Consider the following 14,259-nt stretch of genomic DNA (forward strand, 5'->3'; position numbering starts at 1 on the left):
GATTGGTTATGGCGTCTTTTTATGTGATATAGATCACATAAAAAACTGCAATGAAGTTTAAATTTCTTTGAAAAGGTATGAATGGATCACTTTAATGTCTAAAATCTGCCCGCTCTCAGCGCCCTCCGGGCGCTTTTCTTTTTTTGAACAGGCCAGACATGACTAACAGCAATCGCATCAAGCTCACATGGATCAGCTTCTTCTCCTACGCCCTGACCGGCGCGTTGGTGATCGTCACCGGGATGGTGATGGGGAATATCGCAGACTACTTCCAGCTGCCCGTTTCCAGTATGAGTAACACCTTTACCTTCCTCAACGCCGGTATCCTCATCTCTATCTTCCTGAATGCCTGGCTGATGGAAATCGTGCCGCTGAAGACGCAGTTGCGTTTTGGTTTTGTGCTGATGGTCGCCGCCGTGGCGGGTCTGATGCTGAGTCACAGCATCGCATTGTTCTCCGCCGCCATGTTCGTGCTCGGCCTGGTCAGCGGGATCACCATGTCGATCGGTACGTTCCTGATTACCCATATGTATGAAGGCCGTCAGCGCGGCGCGCGCCTGCTGTTCACCGACTCCTTCTTCAGCATGGCCGGGATGATTTTCCCGATGGTGGCCGCCGTTCTGCTGGCACGCAGCATTGAGTGGTACTGGGTCTATGCCTGTATCGGTCTGGTTTACGTAGCAATCTTTATTCTGACCTTCGGCTGTGAATTCCCGGTTCTGGGCAAAAAAGCGCAAACCAGCGCAGAACCCGTCGCGAAAGAGAAATGGGGCATCGGCGTACTGTTCCTCTCCATCGCCGCCCTGTGCTATATCCTGGGCCAGCTGGGCTTTATCTCCTGGGTACCGGAATACGCGAAAGGCCTGGGCATGAGCCTGAACGACGCGGGTAAACTGGTAAGCGATTTCTGGATGTCTTACATGTTCGGCATGTGGGCGTTTAGCTTCATCCTGCGCTTCTTCGATCTGCAGCGCATCCTGACGGTGCTGGCGGGCCTGGCAACCGTGCTGATGTATCTGTTCATCAACGGTTCCCCGGACAATATGCCGTGGTTCATTATGACCCTGGGCTTCTTCTCCAGCGCGATTTACACCTCGATCATCACGCTGGGCTCCCTGCAGACTAAAGTAGCTTCGCCGAAGCTGGTTAACTTCGTGCTGACCTGCGGTACCATCGGCACCATGCTCACCTTTGTGGTGACGGGGCCGATCGTTGCCCACAGCGGCCCGCTGGCGGCGCTGCACACCGCTAACGGTCTGTATGCCGTGGTGTTCATCATGTGCTTCGTGCTGGGCTTCGTGACTCGCCACCGCCAGCACAACGCGGTAGCGTCTCACTAACCTTCACGCCCCTTTGCGCTACGCAGAGGGGCTGTTTCTGGCAAAGCTGACCTCCTCCCCCCCGATATCCATCTGGATCCACGTCTGCGCCAGCTGCGTCGTGGCAATCACCCGCCCCTGACGAATCGACCAGCGCACCGGCACCTGACAGCGCACCGCTTCAAACCCGCTTTCCGCAGGCAAAATCACCAGATTCGCCGGATTGCCCGTGGCAATACCGTAATCGCTCAGGCCAAAGGTACGGGCGCTGTTATGGGTGATCAGATCCAGGCCGCTGTCGATTTGCGGATAGCCCATCATCTGGCAGACGTGTAACCCCATGTGCAGCACCTGGAGCATATTGCCGGTTCCCAGCGGGTACCACGGGTCAAAAACATCGTCATGACCAAAGCAGACGTTAATGCCTGCTTCCTGGAGTTCCTTCACGCGCGTGATGCCGCGGCGCTTAGGATAGTCGTCAAAACGCCCCTGCAGGTGGATATTGACCAGCGGGTTAGCGACGAAGTTAATCCCCGACATCTTCAACAGGCGGAACAGGCGCGAGGTGTACGCACCGTTGTAGGAGTGCATGGCGGTAGTATGGCTGGCGGTCACGCGCGGACCGATGCCGGCCTCGTAGGCCAGGGTAGCCACCGTCTCGACAAACCGCGACTGTTCGTCGTCAATTTCATCGCAATGGATATCCAGCGGACGGTCATATTTCTTCGCCAGTGCAAAAGCAATATGCAGCGACTGGACGCCATACTCGCGGGTGAATTCGAAGTGCGGGATCGCCCCCACCACGTCGGCACCCAGTTTTAACGCCTCTTCCAGCAGCGCCGCGCCGTTCGGGTAAGAGAGAATACCCTCCTGGGGGAACGCGACGATTTGCAGCGTCACCCATGGGGCCACCTCCTGCTTCACCTCCAGCATGGCCTTCAGGGCGGTGAGCGTCGGGTCGGAGACATCCACATGGGTACGGACAAACTGAATGCCGTTGGCGATTTGCCACTTCAGCGTTTTCCAGGCGCGCGCTTTGACGTCGTCATGGCTGAGTAACGCTTTGCGCTCCGCCCAGCGTTCAATGCCCTCAAAGAGCGTGCCCGACTGATTCCAGTTCGGCTCGCCTGCCGTCTGGGTGGTATCAAGATGGATATGCGGCTCGATAAACGGTGGGATCGCCAGCCCGCCGCGCGCGTTCAACACTTCATAACTTTCAGCGCGGGTGTCGTCCATTGGGGTGATGTCACCAAATCGCCCGTTCTCAATGGCGAGTTGCCATAGTCCTTCCCGGCCCGGTAAGCGAACATTCTGAACAAGCCAAAGCGGTGTTGTAGACATTTCTTATCCCCTGATCAACGCAACGTTGTTTAAGCATATTTTTGTTCAAAAATACGCCATTGCTTTGTACACAAAATCGACGCCCCCGAAAAGCCTGCGATTTCCATAACTTATAAAAATCCTGATAAATCAGCCGCATACCACCTAAGGAGTAGGCGAAGACGTATTTGATTTACATCAATAAGCGCCCCTGCTGAATCGTTAAGGTAGGCAGTAATAGAAAAGAAATCGAGGCAAAAATGAGCAAAGTCAGACTCGCTATCATCGGTAACGGCATGGTCGGCCATCGCTTTATTGAGGATCTTCTCGATAAAGCCGGTGCCGACCAGTTCGATATTACCGTGTTCTGTGAAGAACCCCGCAAGGCGTACGACCGTGTGCACTTGTCTTCCTACTTCTCCCATCATACCGCCGAAGAGCTCTCTTTAGTGCGTGAAGGTTTCTATGAGAAGCATGGCGTAAAAGTGCTGGTGGGCGAACGCGCCATCACCATCAACCGTCAGGAAAAAGTGATCCACTCCAGCGCCGGGCGTACGGTTTTTTACGACAAGCTGATCATGGCGACAGGCTCGTATCCGTGGATCCCGCCTATTAAAGGTTCTGAAACTCAGGATTGCTTCGTTTACCGTACGATTGAAGACCTCAACGCCATTGAATCCTGCGCACGCCGCAGCAAGCGCGGCGCCGTTGTCGGCGGCGGTCTGCTTGGCTTAGAAGCCGCGGGCGCGCTGAAAAACCTCGGCGTAGAAACCCACGTCATCGAATTTGCCCCGATGCTGATGGCCGAACAGCTCGACCACATGGGTGGCGACCAGCTTCGCCGTAAAATCGAAAGCATGGGCGTGAAAGTTCACACCAGCAAGAACACCAAAGAGATCGTGCAGGAAGGCACCGAAGCACGTAAAACCATGCGCTTTGCTGACGGCAGCGAGCTGGAAGTAGACTTTATCGTCTTCTCCACCGGTATTCGTCCACGCGACAAGCTGGCAACCCAGTGCGGTCTGGCCGTCGCGCAGCGCGGCGGGATCATGATTAACGATACCTGCCAGACCTCCGACCCGGATATCTACGCGATTGGCGAATGCGCCAGCTGGAATAACCGCGTATACGGTCTCGTGGCGCCAGGCTACAAAATGGCGCAGGTCGCCGTGGATCATATTCTCGGCAGCGAAAACGCCTTCACGGGCGCGGATATGAGCGCCAAGCTGAAGCTGCTGGGCGTGGACGTGGGCGGTATCGGCGATGCGCACGGTCGCACGCCTGGCGCTCGCAGCTACGTCTATCTCGACGAAAGCAAAGAAGTCTACAAACGTCTTATCGTCAGTAAGGACAATAAAACCCTGCTCGGCGCAGTACTGGTAGGCGATACCAGCGACTTCGGTAACCTGCTCCAGCTGGTGCTCAACGCCATCGAGCTGCCGGAAAACCCGGACGCGCTGATCCTCCCGGCGCACGCCTCCAGCGGTAAACCGTCCATCGGCGTGGATAAACTGCCGGACAGCGCGCAGATTTGCTCCTGCTTCGACGTCACCAAAGGCATGCTGATCTCTGCCATCAACAAGGGCTGCCATACCGTTGCCGCGCTGAAAGCCGAAACCAAAGCCGGTACCGGCTGTGGCGGATGTATTCCACTGGTAACTCAGGTGCTGAACGCCGAGCTGGCGAAACAGGGCATCGAAGTGAACAACAACCTGTGCGAGCACTTTGCTTACTCTCGCCAGGAGCTTTATCACCTGATCCGTGTGGAAGGCATTAAGTCCTTCGACGAACTGCTGGCGAAACACGGCCAGGGTTACGGCTGTGAAGTGTGTAAACCGACCGTCGGCTCTCTGCTGGCCTCCTGCTGGAATGAATACGTGCTCAAACCCGAGCACACGCCGCTGCAGGATACCAATGACAACTTCCTGGCGAACATTCAGAAAGACGGCACCTACTCCGTCATTCCACGTTCCGCCGGTGGCGAAATCACGCCGGAAGGGCTGGTCGCGGTGGGCCGGATCGCCCGCGAATTTAACCTGTACACCAAAATTACCGGTTCACAACGTATCGGGCTGTTTGGGGCGCAGAAAGACGACCTGCCAGAAATCTGGCGCCAGCTGATTGAAGCAGGCTTTGAAACCGGCCACGCGTATGCCAAAGCGCTGCGTATGGCGAAAACCTGCGTGGGCAGCACCTGGTGCCGCTACGGCGTGGGCGACAGCGTCGGCTTCGGCGTGGAGCTGGAAAACCGCTACAAAGGCATCCGTACCCCGCATAAAATGAAGTTCGGCGTCTCCGGCTGTACCCGTGAATGTGCCGAAGCGCAGGGTAAAGACGTGGGTATTATTGCCACCGAAAAAGGCTGGAACCTGTACGTCTGCGGTAACGGCGGGATGAAACCACGCCATGCAGACCTGCTGGCAGCGGATCTTGACCACGACACGCTGATTAAGTACCTCGACCGCTTCATGATGTTCTACATCCGTACCGCCGATAAGCTGACCCGTACAGCGTCCTGGCTGGATAACCTGGAAGGCGGCATTGATTATCTGAAAGCGGTGATCATCGACGACAAGCTGGGCCTGAACGAGCATCTGGAAGCAGAGATGGCTCGCCTGCGCGAGGCAGTGATCTGCGAGTGGACCGAAACCGTGAATACCCCTGCGGCGCAGACACGCTTCAAACACTTTATCAACAGCACCCAGCGCGACCCGAACGTGCAGGTGGTGCCAGAGCGCGAGCAGCATCGCCCGGCAACACCGTATGAACGCATTCCAGTCACGCTGGTGGAGGAAAACGCATGAGCCAGTGGGTAAACATTTGCGAGATTAACGACATTCTGCCCGCCACCGGCGTGTGTGCGCTGCTGGGTAACGAGCAGGTCGCGATTTTCCGTCCCCGTCACGATGAACAGGTTTTTGCCATCAGCAATATCGACCCGTTCTTCGAGGCCAGCGTGCTCTCCCGTGGCCTGATTGCCGAGCACCAGGGTGAACTGTGGGTCGCCAGCCCGCTGAAAAAGCAGCGTTTCCGTTTAACCGACGGACGCTGCATGGAAGATGAAAGCGTCTCCGTGAAGCACTATGACGTCCGCGTGAAGGACGGCAAGGTGCAGCTCAAAGCGTAACCCCCCGCCTTTTCAATAGGAAAGGCTTATGACCCCTTATGGGTAACGGCAGGAAAAACCGTATATTTTCGGCGATTCCTGCTGTTATCCTGACGTCAATGCTTACCCCCCTCCTTGAATGCTGTGAGGTATCGTCGTGGACCACCTGCCGATTTTTTGTCAATTACGCCATCGCGACTGCCTGCTTGTGGGCGGAGGCGATGTGGCTGAGCGCAAGGCGCGCCTGCTGCTGGAAGCGGGGGCCCGACTGACCGTGAATGCTCTCACCTTTACCCCGCAGTTTGACGTCTGGGCCCAGGAAGGGATGCTCACGCGGGTACAAGGAGAGTTTGATGAATCCCTGCTGGATACCTGCTGGCTGACCATTGCCGCAACGGATGACGATGCCGTGAATCAGCGCGTCAGCGATGCCTGCGAAGCGCGGCGTATCTTCTGCAACGTGGTAGATGCGCCGAAAGAAGCCAGCTTTATCATGCCGTCGATTATCGACCGCTCACCGCTGATGATTGCGGTGTCATCCGGTGGACGCTCTCCTGTTCTCGCCCGCCTGCTGCGGGAAAAACTGGAAGCCGTGCTGCCGCAGCATCTTGGTCAGATTGCCCACTATGCCGGACAACTTCGTTCCCGCGTGAAGCAAACCTTCGCGACCGTAGGGGAGCGTCGTCGCTTCTGGGAAAAGTTCTTTGTGAACGACAGGCTGGCGCAGTCGCTGGCGAACCAGGACACAAAAGCGGTGGAAGAGACGACCGAACAGTTACTGAACGAACCGCTGGATCACCGTGGAGAAGTGGTGCTGGTCGGCGCGGGTCCTGGCGATGCAGGCTTACTGACGCTGAAAGGCCTGCAACAGATCCAGCAGGCGGATATCGTGGTCTACGACCGCCTGGTCTCCGATGACATCATGAACCTGGTGCGTCGCGACGCCGATCGCGTCTTCGTCGGCAAGCGCGCGGGCTACCACTGCGTACCGCAGGAAGAGATTAACCAGATCCTGCTGCGCGAGGCGCAGAAAGGTAAGCGCGTGGTGCGTCTGAAAGGCGGCGATCCGTTTATCTTTGGTCGCGGCGGCGAAGAGCTGGAAACCCTGTGCAACGCAGGTATTCCGTTCTCCGTGGTGCCAGGGATTACGGCGGCGTCCGGCTGCTCAGCCTACTCCGGCATCCCGCTGACCCACCGCGATTACGCGCAGAGCGTGCGTCTTGTGACGGGCCACCTCAAAACCGGCAGCGAACTGGACTGGCATAACCTGGCCGCTGAAAAGCAGACGCTGGTCTTCTACATGGGGCTGAATCAGGCCGCCACCATTCAGGCGAAACTGCTGGAGCACGGCATGGAGGCAGATATGCCCGTTGCGCTGGTTGAAAACGGTACCGCCATTACGCAGCGTGTTGTCGATGGTGTGCTGACTCAACTCGGCGAGCTGGCGCAGCAGGTTGAAAGTCCGGCGTTGATTGTGGTGGGTCGCGTGGTTGAATTACGCGATAAGCTGAACTGGTTCTCGAATCACTGACACATATTTTTCCCTCTTCGAGTAGTCCTTAAGCGGACTACTCCCCTCTAACGGCTACCGCTAACATACCGCCCGCATAGTGGAACTTTTCCATTTATTCCCTCGTATTACATCCAATTTTTTAGACAAGGAATGCGTATGTTCAAGCTGGCAAAAGCCGCCGTTCTGGTTGGCCTGTTATCGACCCTGACGGCCTGTACCGGTCACGTTCAAAACACCAAAAATAACTGCAGCTACGATTATCTGCTGCACCCGGCGATCTCAATTTCAAAGATCATCGGTGGTTGCGGACAGGCGGCACAGCAGTAAGCCGTTTTCAGGCGTAAAAAAACCGGGATTTCCCGGTTTTTTAGTTTTGGGAAGTGCGGCCTGATGCCCTCACCCTGACCCTCTCCCACGGGGAGAGGGAACAAACCCTAAAAACGGTAACGTGGTTACCGTTTTGCTTTTACCTATGGTTTACTAACAAACCCAATCGCTTCATACACCGCTTTGAGGGTTTCTGACGCGCGCGCGCTGGCTTTTTCCGCACCGTCTTTCATCACCTTCTGCAGGAAAGCTTCGTCGTTACGGTAGCGGTGATAACGCTCCTGCAACTCGGTCAACATGCCGGAAACGGCGTCTGCCACTTCACCTTTCAGGTGGCCGTACATCTTGCCTTCGAAGTGCTGTTCCAGCTCTGGAATGCTCTGGCCGGTCACACCGGAGAGAATATCCAGCAGGTTGGAAACGCCCGCTTTATTCTGCACGTCGTAGCGCACCACTGGCGGCTCGTCGGAGTCGGTCACCGCACGCTTAAGCTTTTTAACCACGGATTTCGGATCTTCCAGCAGGCCGATAACGTTGTTGCGGTTATCGTCTGACTTGGACATCTTCTTGGCCGGTTCCAGCAGCGACATGACGCGTGCGCCCGATTTCGGAATAAACGGCTCTGGTACTTTAAACACCTCGCCATAAAGCGCGTTGAAGCGCTGGGCGATATCGCGGCTCAGCTCCAGGTGCTGTTTCTGGTCTTCACCGACAGGAACCTGGTTGGTCTGGTACAGCAGAATGTCAGCCGCCATCAGCACCGGATAGTCAAACAGACCGGCGTTGATGTTTTCAGAATAGCGTGCGGATTTATCCTTGAACTGGGTCATGCGGCTCAGTTCACCGAAGTAGGTGTAGCAGTTCAGCGCCCAGCCCAGCTGTGCGTGCTCTGGTACATGTGACTGAACGAAAATGGTGCTCTTCTCAGGATCGATGCCGCAGGCCAGATAGAGGGCCAGGGTGTCCAGGGTGGCTTTGCGCAGCTTCTCAGGATCCTGACGCGCAGTGATGGCATGAAGGTCCACGATGCAGTAAATGCAATGGTAGTCATCCTGCATGCTGACCCACTGACGCAACGCACCCATGTAGTTACCAATGGTCAATTCACCTGACGGCTGTGCGCCACTAAATACGATGGGCTTAGTCATTATTCAATTCCTGATGTTCACTGTGCGAAAGCCCGAGTGCGGGCAACAAATCTTTGAAGTGGTCGAACACAACATCCGGCTCACTCAGCGTAATGGCCTCACCGTAGTTGTAGCCATAGGTCAATCCGACGGAAGGACATCCTGCCGCGCGGGCAGCCAGAATATCATTGCGGGAATCCCCGACAAAGAGCAGCTCCGCAGGTGTTAAGGATAATTTTCCTGCCACCAGCAACAGCGGTTCCGGATGCGGCTTTTTGTTTTGCACATCATCGCCGCCCACAATCACGGAGAAATATTTCGCGATATCCAGCGCGTCGAGAAGAGGGGCAACAAACGGCGTGGGTTTATTGGTCACTAGCCCAAGCGGGATGCCTTTGGCATGCAGCACGCTCAGGGTTTCCTGGACGTCCGGGAAGAGAAAACTCCCCTCTTCAACGGTCTCTTCATAGAAACGATTGAACAGTTTGCGCAGAATACGCAGCTGCTCATCCTGAGGGATATCCGCGTGATCGACGCTCGGTTTGCCCTGCGCGGAACGCTGCGACGCGCGCTCCTGGCGAGCCCACGTTAACGCGCGCTCCATCAGCACATCGGCACCGTTGCCAATCCACGTCACAACACGTTCTTCGCCCGCAACGGGCAGTTCAAGGGCATACAGCGCCTGATCCACGGCGCTCGTTAAGCCCGGCGCGCTGTCAACCAGCGTGCCGTCGAGGTCGAACGCTACACCCCGAATTGCCTGCAATTTATCCATGACTTACCTTCGCCAGCTCGCGGCGCATTTCATCAATGACTTTTTTGTAATCCGGTTGGTCGAAAATGGCCGACCCGGCAACGAACATATCCGCGCCCGCTGCCGCAATTTCACCAATGTTATTCACTTTCACACCGCCGTCCACTTCCAGGCGAATATCGTAGCCTGACTCATCAATACGACGGCGCACTTCGCGCAGCTTGTCCAGCGTATGAGGGATGAACGACTGACCGCCAAAGCCCGGGTTAACAGACATCAGCAAAATGACGTCCAGTTTATCCATGACATGATCGAGATAGCTCAACGGCGTGGCCGGGTTAAACACCAGACCCGCCTTACAGCCATTCTCTTTGATCAGCTGCAGGGTGCGGTCCACATGTTCAGAGGCTTCCGGATGGAAAGTGATGATGCTGGCCCCCGCCGCGGCGAAGTCTGGCACGATTCGGTCGACCGGCTTCACCATCAGGTGAACGTCGATCGGCGCGGTGATGCCGTAGTTACGCAGCGCCTTGAGCACCATTGGGCCAATCGTCAGGTTGGGGACATAGTGGTTATCCATAACGTCGAAATGGACGACATCTGCGCCAGCCGCGAGAGCTTTAGCCGTGTCTTCACCCAGGCGGGCAAAATCGGCCGACAGAATTGAGGGAGCAATCAAAAACTGTTTCATCCGCATCTCCTTGAAATGTGTTTACCGGCGGGCAAAACGGCTCAGGGGCGATAAAGAGCCAGGAGTTCGTCCACCTTTTTACGTGTGCCGCCGTTGCTGCTAATGCTACGCCGCACTTTAACCTGAAAATGCTTCGCGGCTTTATACCATTCGCGCGTATCAGGCGTATCGTGATTCGAAATTAACACCGGAATTCTTTTGCTGACCAGCTTTTCCGCCATCTCCGCCAGACGCGCCTGTTCGGCCGGGCTGAAGCTGTTGGTATGGTAGGCGGTGAAATTCGCCGTCGCAGACAGCGGGGCGTACGGAGGGTCACAGTAAACCACCGAATTTACGCCTGCCAGTTCCATACACTCCTCATAGGAGAGACAGTGGAACTCTGCATTCTGCGCTTTTGCAGCAAAGTGATATAACTCGTCCTGCGGGAAGTACGGGCGCTTATAACGACCAAACGGCACGTTGAATTCACCACGCAGATTATACCGGCACAGGCCGTTGTAACCATGACGGTTGAGATAGAGGAACAACAGAGCGCGGCGGAACGGATCCTGGCTCTGATTAAACTCCGTGCGGAACCGATAGTAGACGTCAGGGTTGTTGTTCTCAGGCGTAAACAGCTTACGCGCCTCTTCCACATACTCATCGGTACGCAGTTTGACGATGTTATAGAGGCTGATAAGGTCGCTGTTGATATCCGCGAGGATATAACGAGAAAAATCGGTGTTCAGGAACACCGATCCTGCACCCACGAAGGGCTCGATAAGACACTCGCCTTTTGGCAGGTGCTTTTTAATATCATCGAGCAGGGGGTATTTCCCCCCTGCCCATTTCAGAAAAGCGCGATTTTTTTTCATGCTGACTAACTGATTACACCTTCTCCGGCTGTGGAGAAAGCTCCGACAGCATCCTGCGCTTTAAACATTACTTCAGATCGGCCTGAACCTGATGAATCGGCTTCGCCCATGGGTTTTTAGCCTGAACATCTGCAGGCAGCGACGCCACGGCACGTTTCGCTTCATCTTTGGATGCATAAACCCCGCTAACCAACACATACCACGGTTGACCGTTTCGGGTCGTCTGATAAACCACGTAGTTTTTCAGATTTGATTTCTTCGCCCAACCGTTGAGGTTGTCATAGTTAGACGAACTGCTCAACTGCAGCGTGTAGTTGCTGGATGGCGCAGATTTCAGCGAGCTGACGTTCCCTGCGGTTTTGCCTGCTGTCGTGCTGGAAGCCGTCGCGGCAGGCGCAGTGGTGGCCGCCGGTGCCGTTGTGGTCGCCGTCGCTTTCGGTGCAGTCTGCGTGACTGGCGCTTTGGCCGGCTCGTTCACGGCAGCTGTAGCCGTGTGTTTCGGCTGTGTCGGTGCGGCTTTCACTTCAGGCGCTTTGACTACGGCCTGAGGTTTGGTTTCACGCTTAGGCTCAATCACCGCCTGCTTACGTTCAGGACGTGTCGCCGTTTGCGTCTGACGCGGCTTGGTTTCCGTCGCCGCAGTTTGCGGCTGAGCGTTACCACCGCGAATCGGCGCAACGGTTGCAGGTTCAGTTGGCAGCGTAGAGTTCACCACAACGTTATCAACCTGCTGCTGGTTCTGTGGCTGCGTCAGTGCATTGTTCAGGTCTCCCTGAACTTCTACACGCTGCTGGCCTTCAGGCGTAACGGGAGCCTGGCCCTGAGCTGGGGTTGATGACACAGGCGGCAGGGAAACATCCTGCGGCGTCGTGGTGTTGCTGGCAGTCTGCTCAGCGGAAGTGGTGCCCGGCGCTGGCTGCGCACCGTTCGCCTGATCCGTCGCATCGTTACCGGAAAGATTAATGCTCTTCTCAGTAGAAGCCGTCTGCTCGGTTGAGTTCGTTGACGGTGCTTTCAGCGCGGAGCCAATGCCAACAATCAGCAGCACAAGCACCAAAACGCCAAGGCCCATCATAATATACTGGCGGGAAGCCGGTTTCTGCGCAGCGGCTTTTTTACGTTTACGCGGGCGACGCTCTACAGGCTGTTCGTCCATTGAATCTTCTTCGGACTCATAATCCTCTTCTTCTCGCTCATCACGCGCGTTGCGGCTACGCGAAGGGCGACGATCGTCTGCATCCAGTTCAACATCGTCAAAGTTGATCTGCGGCTCGTTATCACGTTCTGAAGATTGACGAGAACGACCAGTACGACGATCGCTGGGATCGGGTTTCAGCTCGTCTTCTGGTTTGAATTCATCCATTTAACACCCCACTCAAAGGCTTATGCCTACGTCTTTGCATTTCGCCTGAAGCTAAACGACCACCGGTAAAAGTGGCCTGACCTTTCTAGTTGTTACGCCTGCTGACAATCAGCGATAGCGCCAAGAACGACATCGTGCGACACTCCGCCGCGCACTTCACTCTTCCCTATTGCAAGCGGGAGTACAAGACGCATCTCACCTGCCAATACTTTTTTATCGCGCATCATGTGGGGTAAATACGCTTGCGCCGACATCTCCTGCGGCCCGGTTACCGACAAACCTGCACGTTCAAGCAGCGCAATGATACGTGCCGTCTCTTCCGGTTTAAACTGACCCAGACGTTCAGAGGTGCGGGCTGCCATGACCATTCCGGCTGCGACGGCTTCACCGTGCAACCAGTTGCCGTAACCCATTTCGGCTTCAATGGCGTGACCAAACGTATGCCCAAGATTCAGTAAAGCACGTAAGCCGGTTTCACGCTCGTCTGCGGCGACAACTTCTGCTTTCAGTTCACAACAACGACGAATGCAGTATGCCAGTTTTGCTTCATCCAGGCGCAACAACGCATCCATATTCTCTTCCAGCCAGTTAAAGAACTCGCCATCCAGAATAATGCCGTATTTGATCACTTCAGCCAGACCCGAAGCCAGCTCGCGCGTCGGCAGGGTTTTCAGACAGTCGAGATCCACCACGACCGATGCGGGTTGGTAGAACGCGCCAATCATGTTTTTGCCGAGCGGATGGTTGACTGCGGTTTTGCCGCCGACAGAGGAGTCGACCTGTGACAGCAACGTGGTCGGGATTTGAATAAAACGAACGCCACGTTGATAACTTGCGGCCGCGAAGCCGGTCAGATCGCCCACAACACCGCCGCCCAGGGCAAGCAGTGTTGTATCGCGACCATGCGGTTTTTGCAGCAATGCGGTAAAGACGGTATCCAGTACCGTCAGGCTTTTATACTGCTCGCCATCGGGCAGAATCACACTGTCGACTTTAACGCCTGCCTGCTCAAGCAGGTGGCGTACGCGGTCGAGATAAAGCGGAGCCAGCGTCTCATTGGTGACCAGCATCGCCTGATCACCCGCTTTTAGTGGTAAAAAGGAAGCTGGGTCGTTAAACAAACCAGCCGCGATGGTGATAGGGTAACTACGTTCCCCGAGAGTAACTGTAATCCTCTCCATGACGCGACATCCACCTTTAATGCTTTACCCGCAGGCGAGTGTATATAAAGCCAGAATCAGTTGCTTTCCAGCATATGAATAATCTGGTTTGCAACCACTTTAGCGCTCTGATCGTCAGTGCGAATGGTCACATCGGCAATCTCTTCGTACAGCGGATTGCGTTCATCGGCCAACGCTTCCAGAACTTCGCGAGGTGGCGTTTCAACCTGCAGCAACGGGCGCTTTTTATCGCGCTGCGTACGTGCCAGCTGTTTCTCAATGGTCGTCTCAAGATAGACCACTACGCCACGGGCGGAGAGACGGTTGCGGGTTTCGCGAGATTTCACAGAGCCGCCGCCTGTTGCCAGTACGATGCCCTGTTTTTCCGTGAGTTCGTTGATCACTTTTTCTTCTCGGTCACGGAAACCTTCTTCGCCTTCTACATCGAAAACCCAGCCCACATCAGCTCCGGTTCGTTTCTCAATCTCTTGATCAGAATCGTAAAATTCCATATTGAGTTGTTGAGCTAACTGACGCCCAATAGTGCTTTTGCCGGCACCCATAGGCCCAACCAGAAAGATATTGCGTTTCTCTGCCATTTTATCGGTACTACTAAGACTATTCGTTAATGGTAATCCCCGCTTCGCAGACACCCGGCGTAGCAGGACATGAACTGAAACCTCATATGCAATAGAGCGAGAGTCAGACTAAAAATTATCTCAATA

At 55.4% G+C, this 14,259-nt stretch carries 13 protein-coding genes; 5 read left to right on the forward strand and 8 right to left on the reverse strand.

What is annotated here, in order from left to right:
- Positions 1-158 precede the first annotated feature (158 nt).
- Positions 159-1,340, forward strand: coding sequence for an MFS transporter TsgA (gene tsgA / locus L383_RS07225; RefSeq protein WP_023331476.1), 1,182 nt, complete (start codon positions 159-161; stop codon positions 1,338-1,340).
- An 18-nt stretch (positions 1,341-1,358) separates the two neighbouring features.
- Here the strand turns inward: tsgA and L383_RS07220 are convergent, their stop codons facing one another.
- Positions 1,359-2,660, reverse strand: coding sequence for a cytosine deaminase (locus L383_RS07220; protein WP_023331477.1), 1,302 nt, complete (start codon positions 2,658-2,660; stop codon positions 1,359-1,361).
- 239 nt (positions 2,661-2,899) lie between these two features.
- Between L383_RS07220 and nirB the strand changes: the two genes are divergently transcribed.
- From nirB to L383_RS07200, 4 genes are all read left to right on the forward strand, one after another.
- A complete protein-coding gene (gene nirB / locus L383_RS07215) occupies positions 2,900-5,443 on the forward strand; it encodes a nitrite reductase large subunit NirB (RefSeq protein ID WP_023331478.1) in 2,544 nt (847 codons plus the stop codon).
- Complete coding sequence (gene nirD, locus L383_RS07210; RefSeq protein WP_014885518.1) at positions 5,440-5,766, forward strand: nitrite reductase small subunit NirD; 327 nt, start codon at positions 5,440-5,442, stop codon at positions 5,764-5,766. Before nirB ends, nirD begins: the two co-directional genes overlap by 4 nt.
- A gap of 136 nt (positions 5,767-5,902) precedes the next feature.
- Entirely contained in the window at positions 5,903-7,276 is a 1,374-nt protein-coding gene (gene cysG, locus L383_RS07205; protein WP_014885519.1) for a siroheme synthase CysG, read from the forward strand.
- 138 nt (positions 7,277-7,414) lie between these two features.
- Positions 7,415-7,585, forward strand: a complete 171-nt coding sequence (locus L383_RS07200) for a YhfL family protein (RefSeq protein ID WP_014885520.1) — start codon at positions 7,415-7,417, stop codon at positions 7,583-7,585.
- Positions 7,586-7,728: 143 nt separating this feature from the next.
- Here the strand turns inward: L383_RS07200 and trpS are convergent, their stop codons facing one another.
- The 7 genes from trpS to aroK form a co-directional block, all read right to left on the reverse strand.
- Positions 7,729-8,733, reverse strand: a complete 1,005-nt coding sequence (trpS, locus tag L383_RS07195) for a tryptophan--tRNA ligase (protein ID WP_023331479.1) — start codon at positions 8,731-8,733, stop codon at positions 7,729-7,731.
- On the reverse strand, positions 8,726-9,487 hold the full coding sequence (gene gph, locus L383_RS07190; protein ID WP_023331480.1) for a phosphoglycolate phosphatase: 762 nt from the start codon (positions 9,485-9,487) through the stop codon (positions 8,726-8,728). Before gph ends, trpS begins: the two co-directional genes overlap by 8 nt.
- Positions 9,480-10,157, reverse strand: coding sequence for a ribulose-phosphate 3-epimerase (gene rpe, locus L383_RS07185; protein ID WP_014885523.1), 678 nt, complete (start codon positions 10,155-10,157; stop codon positions 9,480-9,482). Before rpe ends, gph begins: the two co-directional genes overlap by 8 nt.
- A gap of 41 nt (positions 10,158-10,198) precedes the next feature.
- Positions 10,199-11,011: an adenine-specific DNA-methyltransferase gene (gene dam / locus L383_RS07180; RefSeq protein ID WP_014885524.1), complete on the reverse strand. Its 813-nt coding sequence runs from the start codon at positions 11,009-11,011 to the stop codon at positions 10,199-10,201.
- Between the two features lie 67 nt (positions 11,012-11,078).
- On the reverse strand, positions 11,079-12,374 hold the full coding sequence (gene damX / locus L383_RS07175; protein WP_014885525.1) for a cell division protein DamX: 1,296 nt from the start codon (positions 12,372-12,374) through the stop codon (positions 11,079-11,081).
- Positions 12,375-12,466: 92 nt separating this feature from the next.
- Entirely contained in the window at positions 12,467-13,555 is a 1,089-nt protein-coding gene (aroB, locus tag L383_RS07170) for a 3-dehydroquinate synthase (RefSeq protein ID WP_023331481.1), read from the reverse strand.
- A gap of 56 nt (positions 13,556-13,611) precedes the next feature.
- Positions 13,612-14,133 carry a shikimate kinase AroK gene (aroK, locus tag L383_RS07165; protein ID WP_003861630.1) on the reverse strand — a complete coding sequence of 174 codons (522 nt, stop codon included), beginning with the start codon at positions 14,131-14,133 and terminating at the stop codon, positions 13,612-13,614.
- Positions 14,134-14,259 lie beyond the last annotated feature (126 nt).

Origin of the sequence: Enterobacter sp. MGH 37, assembly GCF_000534515.1 — a bacterium.
GTDB classification, from domain to species: domain Bacteria; phylum Pseudomonadota; class Gammaproteobacteria; order Enterobacterales; family Enterobacteriaceae; genus Enterobacter; species Enterobacter kobei.

Coding starts and splice junctions, on each gene's coding strand:
- L383_RS07220 (WP_023331477.1), bottom strand. CDS start 2,660: ATGTCTACAACACCGCTTTGGCTTGTTCAGAATGTTCGCTTACCGGGC.
- L383_RS07200 (WP_014885520.1), top strand. CDS start 7,415: ATGTTCAAGCTGGCAAAAGCCGCCGTTCTGGTTGGCCTGTTATCGACC.
- tsgA (WP_023331476.1), top strand. CDS start 159: ATGACTAACAGCAATCGCATCAAGCTCACATGGATCAGCTTCTTCTCC.
- gph (WP_023331480.1), bottom strand. CDS start 9,487: ATGGATAAATTGCAGGCAATTCGGGGTGTAGCGTTCGACCTCGACGGC.
- damX (WP_014885525.1), bottom strand. CDS start 12,374: ATGGATGAATTCAAACCAGAAGACGAGCTGAAACCCGATCCCAGCGAT.
- dam (WP_014885524.1), bottom strand. CDS start 11,011: ATGAAAAAAAATCGCGCTTTTCTGAAATGGGCAGGGGGGAAATACCCC.
- aroB (WP_023331481.1), bottom strand. CDS start 13,555: ATGGAGAGGATTACAGTTACTCTCGGGGAACGTAGTTACCCTATCACC.
- nirB (WP_023331478.1), top strand. CDS start 2,900: ATGAGCAAAGTCAGACTCGCTATCATCGGTAACGGCATGGTCGGCCAT.
- rpe (WP_014885523.1), bottom strand. CDS start 10,157: ATGAAACAGTTTTTGATTGCTCCCTCAATTCTGTCGGCCGATTTTGCC.
- nirD (WP_014885518.1), top strand. CDS start 5,440: ATGAGCCAGTGGGTAAACATTTGCGAGATTAACGACATTCTGCCCGCC.
- aroK (WP_003861630.1), bottom strand. CDS start 14,133: ATGGCAGAGAAACGCAATATCTTTCTGGTTGGGCCTATGGGTGCCGGC.
- trpS (WP_023331479.1), bottom strand. CDS start 8,733: ATGACTAAGCCCATCGTATTTAGTGGCGCACAGCCGTCAGGTGAATTG.